Genomic DNA, 22,067 nt, shown 5'->3' on the forward strand with positions numbered 1-22,067 from the left:
CGTCCTAGCTGCACTCCGCCTCGCTAAAGCCCAGCTCCTTTAAGGATTGTCGAATCTTTTCCGCCTCATGTGCCAACTGCTCTGAAGAAGCAGGCTTTTGCTTAGAGAAGTCAAAGTCTGACAATTCATCTACGGGTATCAGGTGGATATGGGTATGTGGCACTTCAATCCCAGCGATCATCACGCCCACTCGCTTCGGTGAGTAAGTTGCTTTCAGCCCTTTCGCCACCTTTTGCGCAACCAGCATTAGATGACTCGCCAGCTCCTCCGGAACATCATCCCAATGATTAATTTCCTCAACAGGGATGACCAAACAATGACCAGCCTTAATGGGTGAAATGGTCAAAATAGCTACGACCTTTTCATCTCTCCAAATAAAATTGCCAGGTAAATCGCCATTAATAATCTGAGTAAAAATACTTGCCATAAATTATCTCAAAAGGTTGAAATTTATTATTTGGTGCAAGCGTGCAGTCTAACACCAAGAAGAAAAAATAAAGTGTAAAGGCTTAGAAAATACTTGCGCAAACATAGATTTTCTTCTTTGGCGAAATAAACCCCCAATATGTGACAACCTGTCGAACAGAATGACAATTTTCTTAAACCAAGTTGGCATACCGAAAGAATATGTCTTAGGCTCGTCACCAATTAATGTTGTACCGCCATTGAGCCAATGCACATTGTGCTTCTCGTTAACAAAATACTTTTTCGGCTCTGCGGATAAACTTTAAATCAGTGCCAACTGCTCACCGGGGGGAGAGATATGGAAAGCCTGTTGGATCAGGTCGGTGGTGCTAAATTTGTCAACCGTACAGTCAGTGAATTTTACGGTGCTCTCAGCCACCACCTTTCAGCCTACGAAACTTGTGATTTCCGCAAACAATTAAGTCGTCAAGCTCAGTTTTTGAGCCATGCGTTGTCATCTACACCGGAACCAGACCGGAGTAGTCGCGCCCGCTTTTTAGCCAGGGGGTTAAACCCAGAGCTATTCGATTCAATGCTGGAGTATTTCGAGGGTCGCCTAATGGAGTTGGGCTATCGCCCTGACTTCAGCACACAACTGGTTGCGACCGTAACCAATCTCTATGGCGGTTGTGAGCAGGACCTGTCAATAGCTTGCTAATCTTTATCAGCGGCGCGCACGCACAAGTTGCGGCGCGCCCGCCCTGTCAATACAATTGCGCTTCACAGCCTTTACCCCCCGTTTTATTGCGCAGCGGTAAGCGCTCATTCACATACTCTTTTATATCAGAGATTATTCATGAAGATTGCCAACCACACAGTTGTGGAGATCCACTACACCCTGAAAGATGCTGACGGAACAGTCATTGACTCCTCAGCCAATGGAGAGCCGCTCAAATATCTGCAAGGGGTTGGTAATATCATTCCTGGGCTTGAGCGCGAGATGCTGGAAAAGGCACCCGGTGATAAATTTACTGCGGTGATCGCACCAGAAGACGGTTACGGCGAGCAAAACCCGGAGCTGATCCAAACCATGCCGCGCAGTGCCTTTGGTGGTGTTGAAGAGTTATCTGTAGGCATGGCATTCCGTGCAGAGAGCACCGAAGGCCACCCGATTGAAGTGGAAATTATCGACATCGACGGCGACGAAGTCACTATCAATGGCAACCACCCCCTCGCCGGCGTTGAGCTGCACTTCGAAATTGAAGTTGTTTCTGTACGCGAAGCGACTGCCGAAGAAGTTGACCACGGTCACGTGCACTAATCCCATGATATGAAACGCCGCCAGCCGCGCGGCGTTCCCCCCTTCTCAATGTCATTGCCAAACAACATCATCCTGTTTGATAGCGTCTGCCACCTGTGCAACCGCTGGAGCCAGCTAATTCTCAAGCGCGATAGAGAGCAGCGCTTTACCCTGTGCCGAGTGCAGTCCAATGCAGGCCAGCACTTCCTTAAACAGCTGAACCTGCCGCTGGGCACTTACCAGACCATGATTTTGCTGGAACGACATGGTGGCACTTACCAATCCTTTTACAAAAGTGAAGCGGCACTGAGAATTGCCAGCCGCCTACCCCAACCCTGGCGTTCATTGGCCATTTTGCGCTACATTCCCCGCCCGGCAAGGGATTGGCTCTACGACTTGGTTGCCCGCAACCGCTATCGCTGGTTTGGTCAACGGGAGAGTTGCCTATTGCCGTGTGACGCTGACAAACAGCGGTTTTTGGAAGATGTACCTGAAGAGACCCCAGATGAGCTTGTCTGACCAGTATTTACAGCGATTTGGCGGCATTGCTCGCCTGTATGGCGATAAGGCCCTCGAAATTTTATCCTCTGCTCACATATTGGTTATCGGTATTGGTGGCGTAGGGAGCTGGACCGCAGAGGCCCTAGCGCGAAGCGGCATTGGTCAGTTGACGCTTATCGACTTGGATGACGTCTGCATCACCAATACCAATCGTCAGAGCCACGCACTCGCGGATACGGTAGGCCATATCAAGGTCGAGGTGATGGCAGAGCGCCTACGGCAGATTAACCCGGAGATTACAGTTCATACGGAAGAGGACTTTATCGCTAATGACAATTTCTCAGAGCTGATCAACCCCGATATACACCCTGTCGATGTGGTGATTGATGCAATAGATTCCGCCCGGGTAAAAGCCGCCCTGATCGCTTACTGTAAAGCCCGAAAAATACGCTTGATAACGGTTGGTTCCGCAGGAGGTAAGCGCTCCCCCGATCGCATTGAGTGCGCCGATCTCGGCCGTACAATTAATGATCCGATGCTGGCAAAAGTCCGCCAACATCTATACCGCTTTCATAACTTCCAGAAGAGTCGCAAGCGCCAGTTTGGCATCGATGCGATCTTTTCCACTGAAGCAATGGTATACCCGCAGCCAGATGGGCAAGTATGCCAACAGAAGAGCGCTATGCAGGACGGTGTTAAATTAGACTGCAGTGGCGGCTTTGGTGCGGCAACTATGATTACCGGCACCTTTGGGTTTTTGGCCGCCAACCGGGCCATCGAGCGACTTCTCCAGGCAAAAAACTAAGCCGGGGTTAAATGAGCCCTCAGCTGATCGCGGTAGCGCCTGCTCACCGGGATTAGCTGGCCGCCAACCAAGTGAATACGCGCATCACCGCTCTCCAGGGGTTCAATCTCCGCAATAGAGTCCAAGCGCACAATATAGGAGCGGTGGATGCGAGCGAATGATCCTGGATCCAAACGCTCCAGTAACTTGGTCATAGTCTCCCGCAGGGGGTAAATTCTATCGCCCAAGTGCAGATTGACATAGTTGCCAGCAGCTTCTACCCATTCGATATCCTGCACATTAACCAGAAATTCTTTTCCCAGCTTTTTCACCAGAAGACGCTCTGGCCTTTCTACTGGCTCAGCAGCATCTCCCTCATCTGGCTCTTCTAGTAAGCGCGCCTCACCCTGTAAACGTACCAACAAAAAGCGGTACAAATAAACAGAGCTTAAAAGAGCGGCATAGGTTTGAATATCTTTGAGATATTCATAGAAAAATTCTACAGCCCAGTTACCAAAGTTATAGGAACCATCATTGAGGTGGTAAATGACCGTCCTCATAAACACCATGCCGGAAACGTGGATCAAGGACCAAGGCAAAGTGAAAAATAAATGTATGGCCAAGCTCTGCCGAACTCTCCCCTTACGCAGGGGGGAATAATGATCAAGAAGCAATATCAGCGGAAATAAGATTGCGATCATTAGGATACTGGTTCCCTCCCACACCAGAAATTCCCATGGCTGAAAAATAGAACCCCAGCGGCGGTGATCAAAGTATGCCAAAGCGAACTGAACAAGCCACTGGCCGACAAAAAACAACACCCAGAACCCCACCTCAAACTGTCGCCGGTGCGTCAAATACTGCTGAACCGTCATTGCTCCTGAACCAGTATAAAAATTCATCGGCAGTCTACCCCCGATTCACCCCCAAAAACCACCACTGGCCCCTAATACCGCACAAACCGGCACTTTGGGATAGCTAATGGCAATTACTAACGGGAGCATAGCGAGCGACTAAAACAGCCTTGAACGACGAAACCTATGCATTCAATAACACAGAGACGCCACGATATTGACGCCCTTCGTGTACTAGCCTTTGGCCTACTTATTCTCTACCACCTGGGAATGGCCTATGTCGCGGAATGGGGGTGGCATGTAAAAAGCAGCTACCAAAGCGAGCCACTACAACTGGTAATGCTAGCGGTTAACCAGTGGCGGATGCCGTTGTTGTTCCTGATTTCAGGTGCAGCCAGCTATTTTCTCTTCCACAAGCTGGGCACTGGGGGGTACTTACTGAGAAGAATGAAGCAGCTATTGATTCCGCTGGCATTTGGAATGCTGGTGGTGGTTCCACCCCAGGCCTACTATGAAGCGCTAAGCAACGGCATTATTGAGCCTGGATACTTATCATTCCTGCTGAAGTACTTCTCGTTCAGCCCCTGGCCAGAGAATGCCTTTGCTGGAAGTGAGTTTGGCCTGACCTGGAACCATCTGTGGTATCTACCCTATCTGGCATGCTACACCCTGGCCCTTATTCCTCTAGCCCTGTGGTTTAAACACCAACGGTGGCTGGGCCAATTCATGGAGAATATGAAATCTTGGCAACTGCTAATTCTACCGCTTGTACCCATGATGGTGTACGGCCTGGTCCTATTTCCGCGCTTTGGTGGGATAAACTATGCCGTCGTCGACGACTGGTACACTCATGCCAGATTTTTTACTTATTTCTGCTGCGGCTACTTGCTGGTCAGCAGTAACGCCCCCTGGGAAATACTGGCAAGACTGCGCAATCGCTTGGTTATTGCAGCGCCCCTCACTTTCGCCCTATATCTATTATTTGATCGAGTACTACCTGATAGCAGTATTCCCGCCCCAAAAATACTGCTTTTTATTGTTATCTATACAAATCGATGGGTATGGCTCCTGGCTGTTTTAGCCTGCGCTTATCAATTTCTCAATAAGCAATTCCGTTGGTTACCCTATGCCACTGAAGCGGTTTATCCCTGGTATATCCTCCATCAAACCATTACCGTAATCGCTGTGTATCAACTGGGGCAACTCGCCCTGGGGGCCATCCTGGAGCCCTTGCTAGTATTATTAATCACTATTTTCGGCTGCTGGGCTTCATACGAATTTATCATCCGAAGAAACCCAGTTTTACGGCCGCTGTTTGGTTTAAAGCCTATTTCCAATATCGGGCCTATTGCGGTGGAGGCCCCCATACCCCGCTCCAGTTAAGTTAATGGGAGGTCTGCTCCACCAGATTCAAAGCACGTTGCAGCAATGCGTAAAAACCATTGCTGCGCGATTCACTTAAGTGCTTTCCGAGCCCCAGCTCAGCAAATAACAGGGAAAGATCTCTCTCCCTAATCTCAGTAGCCGTGCGGCCATCGATTTGTGAAAGTAATAACGCACCCAGGCCTTTTACAACCCGGCTGTCGCTTTCCAATCCAAAATAGTGCCTACCACCCTCTGTCCGGTGCGCTAACCAAGCTGCGGACTCACAACCCCGCACCAGGTTTTCCTCGGTACGTATCTTGGGCTTTCGGGCAATAGTTTTACTCCACAGCATTAATTCTCTATAACGTCCCTGCCAGTTGCGCTGGGAAACCAAACTCTCTAGCAATAACGAGGAAAAATCATCCCTGGCCCATTCATCACTCTGAATACTATCCCCCTGTTCAATTGACTTCTGGATCTCACAATACTCTTCCAGGGCCTGCAAAAAAGCCTGAATATCACTATCGGTATTGTAGGCTGCGACTGATGCTCGTACCGTCACCAAATCACCGCTCTCTTTACCTAACAACTGTGCACAGTGATGGCCGACTCTCACCGCAATATCGCGCTCATCTAGCCAATGCATTAAATCGGCAGCGCTACCATGAATAGGCACAAAAGAGACAATACCCAGATTGTGGCGCACTTGGCTGATAATTCTAAAATTGGGGGACGCTATCAGTTCGCGATGTATCCATCGCACCAATTTCTGCTCATGCGCCGCTATTGCGACCCTATCTTGCTGCTCAAGAAATTCCAGTGCCGCTCCAAGACCCGCTATTGCCGCCAGCGGAGAAGTGCCTGCCTCAAATTTGTGCGGCAAGCCTGCATAATGACTCGTTTCAAGTTCAACGTCGGAGATCATTTCTCCACCACCCAGCCATGGCGGCATAGATTCCAAAAGTGTTTCCCTGCCGTATAAGAAACCAATTCCTGACGGGCCATAAAACTTATGTGCTGAGGAAACAAAAAAATCACAGCCAATTTTCTGCACATCAATCACTTCATGAGCTGCCAACTGGGCGCCATCAACAATCCACATCAAGTGCTTTCTGCGCAGCAATTGCCTCACCGCAGCCAGGTCCGGACGCAATCCGAGTGCGTTGGAACCGCCGGTCAGGGAAACAATTCTTGTGCGCTCATTCAGCACTTCTCCCAGGCGATCAAATTCCGGGATACCCGCTACATGGGGTACATAGCGCAAACTCAAATTGAATCGCTTGGCCGCCATCTGCCAAGGGATAATATTTGCATGGTGCTCCGCTGTTGAGATGACAATTTCGTCCCCAGCCTGCAGCTCACTGCACAGGCTGTGCGCCAACAAATTCAATGCCTCAGTAGCACCGCGACAAAATACAATTTCCCTTGTGCTGGCAGCATTAACAAACTGTGCCGCTTGGCGACGCACTCGCTCCACCATTTCTGTAGCCTTACGCGCCAGACGGTGACTGGAGCGGTGCGTATTGGCATTGCTGTGCACATAGTAATCGCGTACAGCATTAATCACTGCCTCTGGCTTCTGCGTCGTTGCAGCATTATCCAGGTATACCAACTCCTTATTCTCCTCTTGAGCAAAGAGGGGAAATGACTGCCTGAATGATTCAGCGGAAAAACTCATAGGGAAAATAACTTCTCAGTATTTCGACAGGTAGCATTGGCGATTTCCCGCACGGAAACTCCCCGCAAATCAGCCAGTGCTTGTGCAATTTTAGAAAGGTTTTCAGGGCTATTACGCATACCCTGCTGACCTGAAAGGGGCATATCCGGGGCGTCCGACTCAAGCAGTAAACTCTCCAGCGGCGCACGTGACACAGCCCGTCGGGTTTTCGCTGCCCGTGGGTAAGTAATTGTTCCACCGATACCCAGATAGAAGCCGCGCTTCCAGTACTCTTGCGCCATTTGCTCACTTCCACTGAAAGCGTGGATCACACCTCCCCAGGGGAGCTTGAATTGCTTTAACAGTCTCAGGAGTTCATTGTGGGCCCGGTGAACATGCAGAATAATCGGCAGTTCATGGTTACTAGCAATCTCCAAATGAAGCTTGAGAATATCTTCCTGCTTATTCAAGTCAGTGCCGATAGAGGCATCCAAGCCACACTCTCCAACAGCGACACATGAGTATTTCTCAAGGCTCTCACTAAGCCGTACTCCCAACTCCATCAGGTTTTCCCGCCAACGGGAATCTTGCGGGATTTTCTTCACCCACCAAGGGTGAACACCAGCAGCCATCATCCAACCGGGCTGTTCCGATACCAGAGCGCCCAACGACTGCCACTGAGCCTCGCAAACGCCGGGGATAATGACCCTATCTATTCCGGCATTGAGACATCTTTGCCACACCTGGTCCCGGTCCAGAGAAAAAACCTCAAAATCAAAGTGGCAATGACTGTCTATAAATTTCACTTGTGATACCCATTATTCGCGCGCATATTAGCATGAAGTCGCCTTTTCCTCTGGTACACCTGTGATTGAATCTCTTTTGCCGATCGCCCTTTTTGCTTTCTCAGCCAGTATTACACCGGGCCCTAATAACCTGATGATTATGTCCTCAGGACTCAATCACGGCATCTACAGTTCAACACCTCACCTACTGGGAATTTGGCTGGGATTTCCCGCCATGGTGGTTGCCATTGGCTTGGGACTGGGAACCGCCTTCAATCACTTCCCTTTTCTGCATGAAGTTATTCGCTGGGCAGGCATTGCCTATTTACTCTACCTGGCATGGATAATTGGTTCGACCCGGGAAATGGGTTCTGGAAATTCAAGCCAACCCCTGAGCTTTACCCAGGCGATGGCTTTTCAGTGGATCAATCCCAAAGGCTGGATTATGGCCACTGGAGCACTGGCTGCTTTCACCAGTCCCGGCACAGAAATATGGTCGGGAGTTGTTAAGGTTGCACTGGCATTTATCACCATTGGCGGGCCTTGTGTTGCCATTTGGCTATTCTTTGGCGTTGGGCTAAAACGGTTCCTGACTGAACCACGCTACTTGCGAAGCTTTAACATTGCTATGGGATTGTTGCTTGCTGCAAGCGTTATCCCCTTGGCGCTCGAGGGGCTTACCCCCTTTGGCGCAGCCACCTGAAAGGTCTCTTCAACAGCTTAAGCTCGGGAGCCTTCAACTCCCGAGGCGCTCAGAGTTAGGAAAAACTAGCGAGACGCAGCCTGGAAACGGCTTACTGCACGAAGCTCGGCTGAGTCCTGTAACCAAACAATATCTTCAGCGTCTACTTGCTGCCCTGTTATCCCTGATAACTGATCACTGAGTACTTCTAGTCGGGTATTCTCATCGACGCCCTCCACCGGAAGTCGGATCCAGACCTGCCCCTCTTCGTCTGTAACCTCCGCAGGTGCCCCCTGGTCAGTACTGCTTAAATGGCGATCAAACACCGAACTATGCCCTGGCGGCAAATAAATGGTGCCATTGGTAATATCGACAGCGAAAGCCACTATGCCCGGCAGCAAGCCAAATAGCAGGCCTGCGCCGTCCAAGATTACGACCGCAGGATCAACTCGCCCACCCGCCTGCCCTTTGCGCTCCGGGTACAGGAAATAGCCACAGGCGCTCAGATTCATCACTGTTACAAGCGCAGCGGATGCCACGATACTTCGTCTAATCACTCTATTCATGGTGTCACCTCTCACGAAAGCCCCCTATGCGGAGCTATTACTTGCTCTTTCTATTCCCACTAATGCCATGGGATCTATTCTCTATCTGTACAAATTCACGTCAGATAGCCCTGAGACAAAAAGATCATCAAATTTACGCCGATCGAAACGTTCGTACAACATCAAGCAGGCTCGATTGCCTAAACTTTAACCAGCACTTGCTGCGGGATGTTAAGGAGATTTACTAATTTCTGACAGTGTGGAGTGACGCACTTGTGATCTGACCGGGCAGTAAGCAGTCGCCTGGGGTCCGACACCGGAAATTTCAGGGAGCAGTAGTCGTAGCAGGTGCCGCCAGGGATTGGCTAAAGCACGGTATCCTTATCGATGCCGTGCTTTTCTAATTCACTAAATAAAGGAGATTTCGTCCTATCGCACCCAAAATTGGCGAGATCCCCTACCTTTCTTCCTGGAAAATTCCCCCTACCGCTGTATCCTGCGCCCAAGAACAAGAGTGGAGCTCTCTACATGTATATCAGCAGCGCCTTTGACAGCGGCAATATCGAAGTTATCAATACCGACAGCAATCCAATTGAGCTAGCAATCCGTCAGGACAACAATTCTGACTTCTATCAATGGTTTCACTTTCGTCTGGAAGGCGATATTGGCACCAGCTATCCCTTGCGCATCGTTAATGCCGGCAAATCCGCCTACCCGGAAGGCTGGGAAAACTACCGCATCTGTGCCTCTTACGATCGTCAAAATTGGTTCAGAATTGGCGCCAACTACGACAGCAATACCCTGGACTTCACTGTAACCCTGGATGAACCCAGCATCTATCTCGCCTATTTTGCCCCCTACTCCTGGGAACGCCACCTGGACCTGCTCGCTTGGGCGCAGAGCCACGACCTGGTCAAACTGCAAACTCTGGGTAAAACCCTTGATGAGCGCGATATGACCATGCTCACGGTTGGCAACGCCGACACCGCGAAACATCGTGTTTGGATGATTGCCCGCCAACACCCAGGAGAGACCATGGCGGAATGGTTTGTCGAGGGCTTCCTGGAAACTTTGCTCGACCATGCCAATCCTACTGCGCAAAGCTTGCTGGCAGATACCGTATTTTATGTAGTACCCAATATGAACCCCGACGGCAGCGTTCGCGGGCATCTGCGCACTAACGCTGCGGGCGCCAACCTGAACCGTGAGTGGCTCAACCCCACAATGGAGCGAAGCCCGGAAGTCTTTTTGGTCAGGGAGAAAATGTTGGAGCTAGGAGGGGATATCTTCCTGGATATTCATGGTGATGAAGCCCTGCCCTATAACTTTGTTGCGGCTTGTGAAGGTATTCCCGGCTATGACGAGCGCCACGCCAAGTTGGAAGAGACATTTAAGCAAGCTTATGAGGCCATCAGCCCCGACTTCCAAACGGAGCATGGATATGAGCTGGATAAACCCGGCGAAGCAAATTTGACAATTGGTACCGCCTGGGCTGGACATCAATTCCGCACCCTGGCTCTAACATTGGAGATGCCGTTTAAAGACAATGATGACCTTCCCGACTTAATCGAAGGATGGTCCCCGGCGCGAAGCCAACAACTCGCTCGCGATATTCTTTTCCCAATTCGCGAAACGCTAAAAACTATGTCTTAATCAGCCCAAAAGCCCCTAGCTTAAAGAGCCAAGGGGCTTTTGCCGACCAAAACTTAGTAAACAGGCTTTTCTATAAACCAAGCTATATCGATATAATTAGTCTGCTGACGGCTAATCTCCCCGCTTTCAGTATCCAACCAAATTACATCCAGCTCCCCCGAAGAACTTAACTTCGCTCCCCATACCACACTGTTTGAAGTAGGTGGAACCATACCTAATTTTGAAAATTCATCTGATCCGAGATGATGAGGCAACTGCGCTGTAATTTCTCCCCCATTAGATATATGGGCAACAACAGGTATTGCTTGCTCTGCCTCAATAACTGTTCTCTTTTCAGTCTCGGTATTAACACTACCTAACCAACTAATTCGTACTGCTAACCTTCTGCGTATAGCATCCAATAGATTAGAGATCCCTCCAGCAATAACCCTTCCACTATGGTCTTTCTGAAAAGCAACTTCCCAGTTTCGTTTTGGGGGAGCAGTGAAACACCAAACTGAATGTACACGGTCGCTATCTACCCTATTAGAGTGCTCAAAACGCCCTAGTAAAATACCTCGGCTATCTAGTAAACCGTGCCACCGTCCAAACTCAGAAGAAAGCTCTATCCTTGTATCATGAATTCTAGGAATCTGCCGATGAACAGACTGAACTTTTGTTGCCACTTCTCCAGACATAACAGTTGTAAACTGCGCATCAGACCAATGTGTAAGATCAGATTCTTTATCTCCATTAAAATCCAAATCCCACCCTACTCGCATTGGCACTCCACTTAAGGCAACTCTGGATAGTTCTTTTTTAGAGCCCGCCACTACCACACCATCAAAGTCGACTTCCAAAATAGGATCGTTACAGCTTGCCATCTGTTCGGCATTAACCTCAATCGCCCTTGCTAAAAAGAAAGTCAAAAGTAGCCAACTTTTACTTTTCATCACTATCACCCATGCATACTTTATTTGCCGTTGTCGCCTTTAAATGTTACCCACTAAAGAGCTGCTATATTTATACCCCAGCAGTAAGCCCCCTTATCTAAAGAAGGGATAAAAGCAGCATTTTATGAGCTGAATTGACTTTCTACGGCTAATTTACGTAAGCCTTTACCCTTTTTCTTTTGCCATTTTCAATAAAGCAAGCACAACCAAAAAAAGAAGAAAAGTAAATACAACCAACCCCCACATCACCGACTGAAAAGCCTGGGCAAAAGCCTCATTAAACATGTTAGCGATGCGACTGTGCAGAGCAGCAGACACCCCCATTGCGCCACGCTCTATCCTTTCAGGATTAATCAGCAATGCATCGATATATTTTTCCAGTACACTGGTAATCTGCACCCCACTTTCCTGCAATTGATTTAGCAAACTCTGTTTTTCCATTATCCGGAATACAGTACCCACTACAGCCAGTCCAAGTGCTGCGCCTATGTTTTGTATGCCCCACAACATTCCGGTTGCTATACCTGCACTATTAGGCGGCAAAGCGCCAATAGCGATTGGCGCTGTCGCACTAAATACAAACCCCCAAGCCACACCAAAAGGTATAAAAGCCAGCAAAAGCGTTGAAAAATTGGTATCCACTGAGAATTGCGTCATTACGATTGCCGCAATCAAAATACATATGACACCAATTAAGATTGGAGCCGCAGGTGCGGAATTAGCTGCCATTCTGCCCGCCACAGGAGATACCAAAGCCATTACCAAGGTAATAGGGAGCAAAATCAAGCCGGACATTACCGTTGTATCCTGACGCACAATATGCAAATAAAATGGCAACAAAAAGAAAGCAGAAATGAGAAATATCAACAAGCTGAAATTAGTTAAAATACAAGCGGAAAATAGCGAATTCTTAAAATAGGCAAAATGGATCAACGGTTGCTCCAGTTTTCGCTCAACACGAAAAAGGGCAACAAAACTCAATATAGAAATAACCAACAACAACAGTATCGGCCAGCTCAACCAACCCACTTGCGCCCCTTCAACTACTAACACCACTAGCGAACCCACACTAAGAGCAAGAAGTATCATTCCACGCCAGTCAATATAACTTTTTTCTTTATCTAAATTTTGCGGGCTCCGCATTACAAAAAGGCCAAACACCATACTAACCAACACAAAGGGGATATTAATAAAAAAGATCGACCTCCAAGACAAATACTCACATAGGACCCCACCCAACACCGGACCAAGAGCAAAGCCGACAGCCAATACCGACATCCACCATCCCATTGCAAATCCGGCTTCTTTTTCTACAAAAGTGTGGGACAGCAAAGCAATATTATTCGGCACGATTATGGCAATGGAGACACCTTGAAAGGCCCGCCAGACAATTAACCAAAGTGGATCCTCAGCCAATCCCGCGAAAAGGGAGCTAACTGCAAGTAATACCCATCCAATATTGAGCATCTTCAGGGAGCCCACAATATCCCCCAATCTCCCCATACTGGCCATCAGGATACATAGCATCAACATAAATATATTCATAACCCACTGGGTTTGAATAAAGGATGCACCTAAACTTTGCTGGATTGTCGGCAGTGCAATACTGACAATGGTGTAGTCCAACCCCAATATAAAGGTGGCTGGAAAGGAGCCAAGCAAAACAACCCACTTATTCATTAGTCGCATAATTCCCCTTATGCAGCTTGTTAATTAAAGCAAGGAAAGATCCTGAATAATTTATCGGCATTTATTGCTGAGAGAGCTACACAACCCATCCATTAACAATAGAATTATGATGCTGCCAGAAAACAACAAGAAACCAACCCTCATCACATAGACAAAAAAGTCCAATTCGTAGTAAAAAGCAAAAATAATAAAACGGTACCTTAAGGCACCGCACACTAATAAAAATTAAAAAATATTCACTAGCGTCTACTGCAAAGGTAGCGTATCTACTCAGTCCGGAGAAAAATAATGAAACACACTATCAGACAGATGATCCTATCGATTCTATTTGTACTTTCCTTCGCCTCTCCCCCCCTTTGGGCCGATAGCATTTCTGATTTCCAAAACAGCTGGACAGGCACAGCCTTGGATCTACAGCGTCAAATAGACAACCACACTCCCATGAGTGAAAACAATATTTTGGGGACACACAATTCTTACAACTCAGAAGTGTATCGCGCCTGTAACTTCTCAGTGGGATGCCGCTACCTGGACCCTCAACAGGAGCATTCCATAAAAGATCAATTGCGTATGGGAGCTCGCTTTATAGAGCTGGATGTCCATTGGACAACGAAAATGGAGAGCCTTTTTTCCTACCCAAAAAGATTACTTCTGTGCCATGGGCTCTGCAGTATCAATGACAAGTATGCGACTGAAGGATTTAACGAAATAAAGGACTGGCTAAATGACAGCGCCAATCAGGACGAAGTCATCATTTTATATATCGAGGACCACTCTGATGGGCGCCATCAAGATCTCTACAACCAAATAACCGATCGATTCGGGGATAAGATTTTCTACAGCGGCGGCTGCCAGAGTATTCCCAGCAATCTGACAAAAAATGATGTGCTTGCTGCAGGGAAACAAGTCGTCGTATGGAAAGATAGCGGCTGCTCTGGAAATGGTGACATGAAGAACATGGCCTTCACCGGATTAGGGGAAATCGGTCGAGTGTGGGAAGACAGCACCACTATTGGCACCATAGGGGAAATTTTTAGCGGTGGTATTGAGCGAATCACAGCCGATGATGTTCGCAATGGCTTTGCTATAGGTCACAACATAATCAATCTCGATAATATGAATACGACTGATGGCCGCATCGCTGCAGCTATTTGGTCATGGGATCAGAATGAGCCAAATAACTTGAACAATGAGGACTGCGCCATGCAGTGGGGCAACGGACGCTGGAATGATGCCAACTGCAGCAACCAATATAGCTTCGCATGTAAGAACACGGCTGACGGTAGCTGGCTGGTCAGCGCCTCCACAGGCCCATTCTCTTATGGTGCCGGGGTGTGCCAGGCACTGGGCAATGACTATGTGTTTTCCGCCCCCACCAATAGCCAGGACAACCAAGCCCTTAAAAGCGCCAAGGAAACCACTGGCTATGACAAGGTGTGGATTAACTATCAGGACCAGATAACTGAGGGCCACTGGCAGCACAATTAACCTCAAAAATCTCGACTTGAGGATTTAGGCTGGATAGGAGGCTAAGCCCGAGCCTCCTATCCAAGGCGAGTTTTATTGAACCCTCTCAAACACAAACCCTGTCACCATATTCAACTAAAATATCAAAACGGGAATATAGCTCCGGGCCTAGTCACACTCTACTCTCAACTGATCGCTGATATGTCGTTAGTTAAGACAAGATCAGGCATAATCTGCCTCCTAACAAGACTGTCAGGACAAAATTATGCGAATTCCTACTACCTGGCGCCGCCTTGGCTTGGCTATAGCCATCGGCGGTGTTATCAGCGGTTGTAGCAAGGGCAACGAAGAAGTCAGCTCACAAGCGCACTCCCATAAAGAACATATCGAGCACGGCACTGAAAAGCTCAATTTGGAAGCCGCTGAGAAGGCTCAAATTGATATTGTCGCTGCCGACCTGCACAAGCATGTCGCCGTATTGGCCTCCGATGAATTCGAAGGCCGCGCTCCCGCCAGTAAAGGTGAGGAGCTGACGGTAAACTATCTGGCAGAGCAATTTAAGGCGCTCGGACTTACCCCTGGTGCTGTAGATTCCGACGGTAACCCCAGCTGGTTCCAGGAAGTCCCCATTGTAGAGATGGATATTCAATCCACCCCCCTTACTATTCAGGGCGAAGGTGTAGGCCAGGTTCTAAAACCGATTGACGACATGGTCGCGTTTACCCAGCGCCAAACCAGCGCATCCAGCCTTAATGAAAGCGAATTGGTTTTTGTCGGTTACGGCATCGTAGCTCCAGAAAACAACTGGAATGACTACGCAGGTCTGGATATGGAAGGCAAAACCGCAGTCATTCTGGTGAATGACCCCGGCTATGCCACCCAAGATGAGGCTCTATTCAATGGCAATGCCATGACCTACTACGGTCGCTGGAGCTACAAGTTTGAAGAAGCTGCCCGTCAGGGCGCCGCAGGGGCCATTATTATCCATGAGAATGGTGCTGCCGGTTACCCCTGGGAGGTAGTGAGCGGCTCCTGGTCTGGCGCCCAGGTAAGCCTTGAAGCAGAAAACAAGAATATCGATCGCGTGGCGATTGAGGCCTGGATCACCAACCAGGCAGCGAAGGATCTGTTCCAGGCGGCAGGTCTCGACTTGACCGAAGAAATGGCAGCTGCAAAGGCACCGGGATTCAAGCCTAAGTCACTGGAACTCAAAGCCAGCATCGAACTCAGCAACAGCCTTGAGAAGTCCAACTCTCGCAATGTTATTGCTAAGTTACCCGGCAAAAAGTACGCAGATGAAACCATTGTTTACACTGCCCACTGGGACCACTTAGGGGTCAACAAAAACGCTTCTGGCGAAGACCATATCTTCAATGGCGCAGTGGACAATGCCACCGGTACCGCTGGACTACTTGCTCTTGCAGCCCAAGCAGCAAAAGAGGATCAAGCTGATCGCTCCCTGGTATTCGTCGCAGTAACTGCTGAAGAGTCCGGTTTACTCGGCTCCAAATATTATGCTGCTAACCCTGTTGATCCTCTGGAAAAGACGGTTGCCGGCTTTAACTTCGACGCTATGAATGTCTTGGGCCCCACCAAAGACATCACCGTCGTAGGCTTCGGCAGCAGCGAGCTGGAAAATCTCTTAGAAGCAGCCGCCAAAAAGCAGGGCCGCTATCTGGCTGCTGAAGAGCACCCGGAACGCGGCTACTTCTATCGCTCAGATCATTTCAGCCTGGCAAAAGAAGGCGTGCCAATGCTGTATTTTGATTCTGGTAGCGAAAACCATGAGCACGGCCGGGAGTGGGCACAATCTAAGGACAAGGAATATCTCAGCCAGCACTACCACAAGCCCGGAGATGAATACGACCCCAACTGGAACCTGAAAGGCGCCGCTATGAATTTGCAGCTGGGCCTACAATTGGGCCTGAAGCTGGCAAACAGCCGCGACTGGCCCAACTGGTATGAAGGCAATGAGTTCCGCGCTATTCGCGACGCCAGTGCCGAAAGCCGCAAATAACCAAGCAGGATAAACATCCCGCTTTTCCTTGGTGGCACCTCCTCGGTGTCACCAAACTTCCCTCCCCAAACATCAACCCTGCATTAGCTGCAGGTGCCTCTCCGTGAATCGAAACCAATAAAAAAGCCCCACTGTCTCCAGCAGGGCCTTTTATGCGGTTGAACTCTTTAGCTAAATAGCGACTTAAGCAGCGCTAGTAGCCTCAAGCTTTTTCAACTCTTCATCGCGAAGTTCACGGCGCAAGATTTTGCCCACATTAGTTTTGGGTAAGTCCTCACGGAACTCAACATGCTTCGGCACTTTATAAGCCGTCATATGCTCACGGCAGTAGGCGACAACTTCATCTTCGGTCAAAGATGGATCAGCCTTCACCAGGAAGAGCTTCACCTGCTCACCACTTTTCTCATCCGGGATACCGATAGCGGCAGCTTCAGTGACCTTCGGATGCGCGCTGATCACGTCTTCAATCTCATTGGGATATACATTGAAGCCGGACACAATAATCATGTCCTTCTTGCGATCTACGATTTTGATGTAACCATCATCCTGAATAACGGCCATATCGCCGGTATTCAACCAACCTTCACTGTCGATGGTATCCGCTGTCGCTTCCGGACGCTGCCAGTAGCCTTTCATCACCTGAGGTCCGCGCACGCACAGCTCGCCAGGAGAGTTGTTTGGCAGGTCATTGCCATTCTCATCGACAACCTTGACCTCGGTACCGGGAACAGGAACACCCACTGTGCCCAGCTGAACACCATCAGTAGGGTTAAATGAAACAACCGGGGAGGTTTCAGTCATACCGTAACCTTCCATGATCATACAACCGGTCATTTCCTCCCAGCGCTTAGCCGTATCGCGAGTTAACGCCATGCCACCAGAAGCTGTTGAGTGCAATTTGCTGAAGTCCAGTTCAGCAAAATCCTTGTTGCGCATCAGGCCATTGAACAGGGTATTGAGCCCAACAAATCCGGTGAAACGCAGGCCTTTCAGCATCTTCACAAAACCCGGAATATCCCTCGGGTTGGGTACTAACAACGAGTGGTTGCCCGTGGAGAAAAGGCACATGCAGTGGATGGTAAATGCGTAGATATGGTAAAGAGGCAAAGGTGCAATATAGAACTCCTCACCTTCTTTCATACCACTGGCAAATGCGATACGAACCTGCTCCATATTCGCAACCAGATTGCCATTAGTCAGCATTGCCCCTTTGGCAACCCCGGTAGTACCGCCGGTATACTGCAGAACCGCAATATCTTCTTTGGTGCGCTCAACATCCTTATGAGGACGCTCAGCGCCTTTTGCCATTGCATCGCGGAAGCTAACTTCATTGGCAAACGAAAATTCGGGCACCATTTTCTTAACGTACTTCGCCACACTGTTGATCAAGGTACGCTTCAGCGGACTGTGCAGATCCGCAATCTCAGTAACAATAACTTGTTTTACATCGGTTTCAGCAACCACCGCAGCAGCGGTATCGGCAATATTCGCCAGTACGACCAGAGCCTTGGCCCCTGAATCATTCAGCTGGTGCTTAAGCTCGCGCTGCGTGTACAGCGGATTGGTATTTACTACAACCAGACCTGCGCGCAGTGCACCAAAAACAACTACTGGGTACTGCAACACGTTGGGCAGCTGGACAGCGATGCGATCGCCGGGCTTCAAGTCGGTATGATTTTGTAAATAAGAGGCGAATTTTCCACTCAGCGTGTCAATATCATTGATTGAAAGTGTACGCCCCAGGCATGTGAAAGCCGGCCGGTCACCGAATTTGGCGCAAGCGCCTTTAAAGACATCAAGTATGCTGCGATCAATGTCCAACTCTCTTCTCCCATTCCTGATTGTTGTCGTCGCTTGCCCACACCTTCCGTCTCCATAGGCGAAAGCTGCCATATCTCTTGGCGAGCGAGAATTTATTTATTGTTTGTAGTATCTTTGAGACGGTGAAAAAGAAGGGTTTAAAACCTCTCTTTACCGATCTCCCTCTTCACTATTTGCAGGAAATAAACCTGCCAATGCTGCGGCCAATTCGCGATTTCCAGAATATTGAACATCCCCCAAAAGGAAGGCGTGACGCCCACTTAATTGACCGTCCAATATAGCACTGAGAGTGCTGTTTTCCATTTCCAATGTTAGTTCTGGATTATCAGTCTGACCAAATTCGGAAATCACTTTGTAATTTTTAGATACTTCGGTGACATAAACATAGAAGTCACAGGCATCTGGCAGCCGGAACTGTACCCGAGCCAGCGGGTACGAACAAGCTAAGTGACACAGGCGCTCTTGAACTGAATCCGGCAATTGCATCGGAAATTCTCCGTTTAAGCCGCTTTATTACTCACAAAAAAACCGCCGGCATTTGCCGGCGGTTTTCATTTCAGAGCGGGATCAGAATGCAAAATGCTCGGCATCCAATTCCATCAAGTTGCCTGCTCCACTCAACATGGACGTTGCGTGGCTGGAAGTGCGAGGAAGGATACGCTCGAAGAAGAAACGCGCGGTAGTAATTTTCGCCTTGTAGAAATCTTCTTCTCCAGTGCCCGCTGCCAGTTTTTCATTGGCAACTTTAGCCGCCTGTGCCCACAGGAAGGCCAGCACGGTGTAACCGGAGAACATCAGGTAATCTACAGAGGCAGCACCGACTTCGTCTGGGTTTTCCATAGCTTTGCCGCCAACGTGCAAGGTCAGGTCGCCCCACTGCTTGTTAAGCTCTTGCAATTTAGCAACGAAAGGCGCCAGTGCTTCGTTATCAATTTCCGCCTGGCAGAATTTGTGAACCTGCTTGGTGAAACCGCGCAGCAATTCACCCTGGGTCATCAGAACCTTACGACCCAACAGGTCCAGAGCCTGAATACCAGTGGTGCCTTCATAGATAGTGGAGATACGCGCATCACGTACGTTCTGCTCCACGCCCCACTCGGCAATATAACCGTGGCCACCGAAACACTGCATACCCAGGTTGGCAGATTCGAAACCAGCTTCTGTCAAAAATGCTTTTGCAATCGGCGTCAGGAACGCCAGCATATCGTCAGCGGCTTTCTTCGCGTCAGCATCGCCTTTGTGAGTGATATCAACCAGCTGTGCGCACTTAACAACCAGCATACGACCACCTTCAGAGAAGGCTTTCTGGGTCATCAGCATGCGGCGCACGTCAGGGTGAACAATAATCGGGTCAGCCGGGCCTTCCGGGTTTTTCACGCCGGACAGAGAACGCATTTGCAGGCGATCTTTTGCATAAGCCAGAGACTTCTGGAAACCGATCTCGGAGTGAGCCAGGCCTTGCAGAGCAGTGCCCAGGCGCGCAGTGTTCATAAAGGTGAACATATAGCTCAGGCCTTTATTCTGCTCGCCGATCAGGAAGCCTTTAGCACCGTCAAAGTTCAGCACTGCAGTGGCGTTGCCGTGAATACCCATTTTGTGCTCGAGGGAACCACATACCACACCGTTGCGCTCACCAGCAGAGCCGTCAGCGTTCGGCAGGAACTTGGGTACGATAAACAGGGAGATACCCTTGGTGCCAGCAGGTGCGTCTGGCAGGCGGGCGAGTACGATATGAACAATGTTGTCAGTCATGTCGTGCTCACCGGCGGAGATAAAGATCTTGGTGCCGGTAATCGCGTAGGAGCCATCGTCATTTGGCTCGGCCTTGGTGCGCAGAATACCCAGATCGGTACCACAGTGAGGCTCGGTCAGACACATAGTGCCAGTCCAGCTACCTTCAACCAGCTTGGTCAGGTAAACCTGCTTCTGCTCTTCAGTACCGTGCTCTTCCAGGGTGTTCATGGCACCGTGGGACAAACCGGGGTACATGCCCCAGGACCAGTTGGCGGTGCCAACCATCTCGCTCATGATAGTGCCGAGCGAGGGCGGCAGGCCCTGGCCACCGTACTCAGGATCGTGAGGCAGTGCAGCCCAGCCACCCTCTACAAACTGCTGGTAAGCTTCTTTAAAGCCTTCCGGGGTAGTAACTTCACCGTCTTTCCAGGTGCAACCTTGCTGGTCGCCAATTTGGTTCAGCGGTGCAATAACGTTTTCACAAAACTTTGCACCCTCTTCCAGGATGGCATCCACGACATCAGGAGTAGCCTCCTCATATCCAAGTGACTCATAATGCTTTTCTGAGTCCAGCATCTCGCGCATTACGAAACGCAAATCACGCAGTGGCATTTTGATATCGGTCATCCTGATAACCTCAATTCGCTTATGTTTGGGACCGGAGGCAAAACCATCCAGTCATATTTATGACTAATTTCTAAGATTGGTTCATCATAGTAGTAAGCGAGCAGCCCCCTCTATGGCCAAACCCGTCCAAAGCGGTGACAAATCGAGGCGAGAGGATGAAAAAAGGTGACTGGCCTAGTCAAATATCCAGGCCAGCTGCAGCGCGACCACCCCGGCGATACTCGCCTGGCGTAATTCCCGTCCATTTTTTGAAGGCGCGGAAGAAAGCACTGGATTCATCGAACCCAAGCATCTCTGCGATCTGCCCATTGGAAAGATCCGGGCAGCTGAGGTAGTGAAAAGCCGCTTCCATCCGACATTCGTCTTTGAGCTTCTGGTAGGAGGTACCCTCCTGCTGAAGGCGACGTCGCAACGTGGTGACCGACATATTGAGCCTCTCCGCCACCGCCTCAGCGGCAGGCATGGACTCACTCACGTCCCGGTTCAAAATGGTTTTCACTTTGGTCTTGATACTATTGGCACTGCCGTCGCTAATCACCAGGTGGTAAGGAGCGGTGCGAATAAAGTCCTCAACCATCTGCGGGCTTTGCACCACAGGGTATTCCAGGTAGCGGGTATCGTATTCGAGCGCATTAAACGGCTGCTCAAATAACAACTCATTGGCCTCACTCTGCGCGAGACTGCGAAACTCTTCTGGGCAAGCAAATGAAAAGTGCAGCCTGGCCAGCGGAATCTCCCGCCCTGCCAGCCAGCAATAAAACCTGTGCCAAACCGCTAAGGTTGTACGCACCACACTGGGGCTCGTGTTATTCAGCAGCTGCTCAAATTCGCCTTTGCCCAGCGAACTGATCCCGCAAATTTCAACCCGCTCGCGCCCATGGCCACCTTCTCCGAGTACCGGCTTCACCTTAAAACCTCGGCAGATTTCCATAAATTCGGCACAGAGCGTAATCGCCTGGCGGAGGGTTGCACAATTCACCACCGCCAGACACAACAAGCGAAAAGACCCGGAACGGACCCTTCCACCGCTAAGCATGCCAAACCACTCATTTTGCGCCAGCCACATCACGCGCTGGTACAAGCGGCCGTACTTCACTGCTGAAAATGCGGATACGCCCTGCAATTCAGACTCATCGATATCGACAGAAGCTAAAAGCTCCTTGCGATCACACCCATGCTTGGTCGCCTCTTCGAGCAGTCGCTCGAGGTAGGCGATAGGGATGCGAATATCCTCTTCCGTTGACGCCAT

Annotated in this window: 20 protein-coding genes; 9 read left to right on the top strand and 11 right to left on the bottom strand. The window is 49.6% G+C overall.

Annotated features, from left to right (window positions below; translation table 11 throughout):
* Nucleotides 1-4: 4 nt before the first annotated feature.
* Nucleotides 5-427: an HIT family protein gene (locus ACJJI6_RS08830; RefSeq protein WP_475713161.1), complete on the bottom strand. Its 423-nt coding sequence runs from the start codon at nt 425-427 to the stop codon at nt 5-7.
* A gap of 336 nt (nt 428-763) precedes the next feature.
* Here ACJJI6_RS08830 and ACJJI6_RS08835 point away from each other — a divergent pair, with 336 nt between their 5' ends.
* The 4 genes from ACJJI6_RS08835 to tcdA all read left to right on the top strand — a co-directional run bounded on the left by ACJJI6_RS08835 (nt 764) and on the right by tcdA (nt 3,011).
* A complete protein-coding gene (locus tag ACJJI6_RS08835) occupies nt 764-1,123 on the top strand; it encodes a hypothetical protein (protein ID WP_475713162.1) in 360 nt (119 codons plus the stop codon).
* A gap of 138 nt (nt 1,124-1,261) precedes the next feature.
* Complete coding sequence (locus ACJJI6_RS08840) at nt 1,262-1,726, top strand: FKBP-type peptidyl-prolyl cis-trans isomerase (protein WP_413665157.1); 465 nt, start codon at nt 1,262-1,264, stop codon at nt 1,724-1,726.
* Nucleotides 1,727-1,735: 9 nt separating this feature from the next.
* Nucleotides 1,736-2,224 carry a thiol-disulfide oxidoreductase DCC family protein gene (locus tag ACJJI6_RS08845; RefSeq protein WP_475713163.1) on the top strand — a complete coding sequence of 163 codons (489 nt, stop codon included), beginning with the start codon at nt 1,736-1,738 and terminating at the stop codon, nt 2,222-2,224.
* On the top strand, nt 2,211-3,011 hold the full coding sequence (tcdA, locus tag ACJJI6_RS08850) for a tRNA cyclic N6-threonylcarbamoyladenosine(37) synthase TcdA (RefSeq protein ID WP_475713164.1): 801 nt from the start codon (nt 2,211-2,213) through the stop codon (nt 3,009-3,011). The genes ACJJI6_RS08845 and tcdA overlap by 14 nt, the downstream gene beginning before the upstream one ends.
* Here tcdA and ACJJI6_RS08855 read toward each other — a convergent pair.
* On the bottom strand, nt 3,008-3,892 hold the full coding sequence (locus ACJJI6_RS08855) for a LytR/AlgR family response regulator transcription factor (protein ID WP_475713165.1): 885 nt from the start codon (nt 3,890-3,892) through the stop codon (nt 3,008-3,010). The genes tcdA and ACJJI6_RS08855 overlap by 4 nt on opposite strands.
* A gap of 138 nt (nt 3,893-4,030) precedes the next feature.
* Between ACJJI6_RS08855 and ACJJI6_RS08860 the strand changes: the two genes are divergently transcribed.
* A complete protein-coding gene (locus ACJJI6_RS08860) occupies nt 4,031-5,227 on the top strand; it encodes an acyltransferase family protein (RefSeq protein ID WP_475713166.1) in 1,197 nt (398 codons plus the stop codon).
* A gap of 1 nt (nt 5,228) precedes the next feature.
* Here the strand turns inward: ACJJI6_RS08860 and ACJJI6_RS08865 are convergent, their stop codons facing one another.
* Both ACJJI6_RS08865 and ACJJI6_RS08870 read right to left on the bottom strand, forming a co-directional pair.
* Nucleotides 5,229-6,887 carry an aminotransferase class V-fold PLP-dependent enzyme gene (locus tag ACJJI6_RS08865; RefSeq protein WP_475713167.1) on the bottom strand — a complete coding sequence of 553 codons (1,659 nt, stop codon included), beginning with the start codon at nt 6,885-6,887 and terminating at the stop codon, nt 5,229-5,231.
* The gene (locus ACJJI6_RS08870) at nt 6,884-7,672 is read right to left on the bottom strand and encodes a TatD family hydrolase (RefSeq protein WP_475713168.1); all 789 of its coding nucleotides are present in this window, start codon (nt 7,670-7,672) and stop codon (nt 6,884-6,886) included. Before ACJJI6_RS08870 ends, ACJJI6_RS08865 begins: the two co-directional genes overlap by 4 nt.
* 61 nt (nt 7,673-7,733) lie before the next feature.
* Here ACJJI6_RS08870 and ACJJI6_RS08875 point away from each other — a divergent pair, with 61 nt between their 5' ends.
* Complete coding sequence (locus ACJJI6_RS08875) at nt 7,734-8,354, top strand: LysE family translocator (RefSeq protein ID WP_413665151.1); 621 nt, start codon at nt 7,734-7,736, stop codon at nt 8,352-8,354.
* Nucleotides 8,355-8,419: 65 nt separating this feature from the next.
* Here ACJJI6_RS08875 and ACJJI6_RS08880 read toward each other — a convergent pair whose 3' ends face one another.
* Nucleotides 8,420-8,899, bottom strand: coding sequence for a hypothetical protein (locus ACJJI6_RS08880; RefSeq protein ID WP_475713169.1), 480 nt, complete (start codon nt 8,897-8,899; stop codon nt 8,420-8,422).
* A gap of 507 nt (nt 8,900-9,406) precedes the next feature.
* Here ACJJI6_RS08880 and ACJJI6_RS08885 point away from each other — a divergent pair.
* Nucleotides 9,407-10,531 carry a M14 family metallopeptidase gene (locus tag ACJJI6_RS08885; protein WP_475713170.1) on the top strand — a complete coding sequence of 375 codons (1,125 nt, stop codon included), beginning with the start codon at nt 9,407-9,409 and terminating at the stop codon, nt 10,529-10,531.
* Between the two features lie 53 nt (nt 10,532-10,584).
* On the opposite strand, the gene ACJJI6_RS08890 is transcribed toward ACJJI6_RS08885, so the two are convergent.
* Together ACJJI6_RS08890 and ACJJI6_RS08895 are read right to left on the bottom strand one after the other, a co-directional pair.
* Nucleotides 10,585-11,463: a hypothetical protein gene (locus ACJJI6_RS08890; RefSeq protein WP_475713171.1), complete on the bottom strand. Its 879-nt coding sequence runs from the start codon at nt 11,461-11,463 to the stop codon at nt 10,585-10,587.
* A 165-nt stretch (nt 11,464-11,628) separates the two neighbouring features.
* Nucleotides 11,629-13,152 carry an MFS transporter gene (locus tag ACJJI6_RS08895; RefSeq protein WP_475713172.1) on the bottom strand — a complete coding sequence of 508 codons (1,524 nt, stop codon included), beginning with the start codon at nt 13,150-13,152 and terminating at the stop codon, nt 11,629-11,631.
* A 288-nt stretch (nt 13,153-13,440) separates the two neighbouring features.
* Between ACJJI6_RS08895 and ACJJI6_RS08900 the strand changes: the two genes are divergently transcribed.
* Nucleotides 13,441-14,640 carry a phosphatidylinositol-specific phospholipase C domain-containing protein gene (locus ACJJI6_RS08900; protein ID WP_444896682.1) on the top strand — a complete coding sequence of 400 codons (1,200 nt, stop codon included), beginning with the start codon at nt 13,441-13,443 and terminating at the stop codon, nt 14,638-14,640.
* Between the two features lie 244 nt (nt 14,641-14,884).
* A complete protein-coding gene (locus tag ACJJI6_RS08905) occupies nt 14,885-16,636 on the top strand; it encodes a M28 family metallopeptidase (protein ID WP_444896681.1) in 1,752 nt (583 codons plus the stop codon).
* 183 nt (nt 16,637-16,819) lie between these two features.
* On the opposite strand, the gene ACJJI6_RS08910 is transcribed toward ACJJI6_RS08905, so the two are convergent.
* From ACJJI6_RS08910 to ACJJI6_RS08925, 4 genes are all read right to left on the bottom strand, one after another.
* Entirely contained in the window at nt 16,820-18,457 is a 1,638-nt protein-coding gene (locus ACJJI6_RS08910) for an AMP-binding protein (protein ID WP_413665144.1), read from the bottom strand.
* 150 nt (nt 18,458-18,607) lie between these two features.
* Entirely contained in the window at nt 18,608-18,943 is a 336-nt protein-coding gene (locus tag ACJJI6_RS08915) for an SCP2 sterol-binding domain-containing protein (protein WP_282933465.1), read from the bottom strand.
* A gap of 81 nt (nt 18,944-19,024) precedes the next feature.
* Entirely contained in the window at nt 19,025-20,818 is a 1,794-nt protein-coding gene (locus tag ACJJI6_RS08920; protein WP_413665143.1) for an acyl-CoA dehydrogenase C-terminal domain-containing protein, read from the bottom strand.
* Between the two features lie 178 nt (nt 20,819-20,996).
* Complete coding sequence (locus tag ACJJI6_RS08925; RefSeq protein ID WP_282933467.1) at nt 20,997-22,067, bottom strand: AraC family transcriptional regulator; 1,071 nt, start codon at nt 22,065-22,067, stop codon at nt 20,997-20,999.

Source organism: Microbulbifer maximicatervae (SeqCode) (assembly GCF_056232625.1).

Coding starts and splice junctions, on each gene's coding strand:
- ACJJI6_RS08830 (WP_475713161.1), bottom strand. CDS start 427: ATGGCAAGTATTTTTACTCAGATTATTAATGGCGATTTACCTGGCAAT.
- ACJJI6_RS08835 (WP_475713162.1), top strand. CDS start 764: ATGGAAAGCCTGTTGGATCAGGTCGGTGGTGCTAAATTTGTCAACCGT.
- ACJJI6_RS08840 (WP_413665157.1), top strand. CDS start 1,262: ATGAAGATTGCCAACCACACAGTTGTGGAGATCCACTACACCCTGAAA.
- ACJJI6_RS08845 (WP_475713163.1), top strand. CDS start 1,736: ATGAAACGCCGCCAGCCGCGCGGCGTTCCCCCCTTCTCAATGTCATTG.
- tcdA (WP_475713164.1), top strand. CDS start 2,211: ATGAGCTTGTCTGACCAGTATTTACAGCGATTTGGCGGCATTGCTCGC.
- ACJJI6_RS08855 (WP_475713165.1), bottom strand. CDS start 3,892: ATGAATTTTTATACTGGTTCAGGAGCAATGACGGTTCAGCAGTATTTG.
- ACJJI6_RS08860 (WP_475713166.1), top strand. CDS start 4,031: ATGCATTCAATAACACAGAGACGCCACGATATTGACGCCCTTCGTGTA.
- ACJJI6_RS08865 (WP_475713167.1), bottom strand. CDS start 6,887: ATGAGTTTTTCCGCTGAATCATTCAGGCAGTCATTTCCCCTCTTTGCT.
- ACJJI6_RS08880 (WP_475713169.1), bottom strand. CDS start 8,899: ATGAATAGAGTGATTAGACGAAGTATCGTGGCATCCGCTGCGCTTGTA.
- ACJJI6_RS08885 (WP_475713170.1), top strand. CDS start 9,407: ATGTATATCAGCAGCGCCTTTGACAGCGGCAATATCGAAGTTATCAAT.
- ACJJI6_RS08890 (WP_475713171.1), bottom strand. CDS start 11,463: ATGAAAAGTAAAAGTTGGCTACTTTTGACTTTCTTTTTAGCAAGGGCG.
- ACJJI6_RS08895 (WP_475713172.1), bottom strand. CDS start 13,152: ATGCGACTAATGAATAAGTGGGTTGTTTTGCTTGGCTCCTTTCCAGCC.
- ACJJI6_RS08900 (WP_444896682.1), top strand. CDS start 13,441: ATGAAACACACTATCAGACAGATGATCCTATCGATTCTATTTGTACTT.
- ACJJI6_RS08905 (WP_444896681.1), top strand. CDS start 14,885: ATGCGAATTCCTACTACCTGGCGCCGCCTTGGCTTGGCTATAGCCATC.
- ACJJI6_RS08915 (WP_282933465.1), bottom strand. CDS start 18,943: ATGCAATTGCCGGATTCAGTTCAAGAGCGCCTGTGTCACTTAGCTTGT.
- ACJJI6_RS08920 (WP_413665143.1), bottom strand. CDS start 20,818: ATGACCGATATCAAAATGCCACTGCGTGATTTGCGTTTCGTAATGCGC.
- ACJJI6_RS08925 (WP_282933467.1), bottom strand. CDS start 22,067: ATGGCGTCAACGGAAGAGGATATTCGCATCCCTATCGCCTACCTCGAG.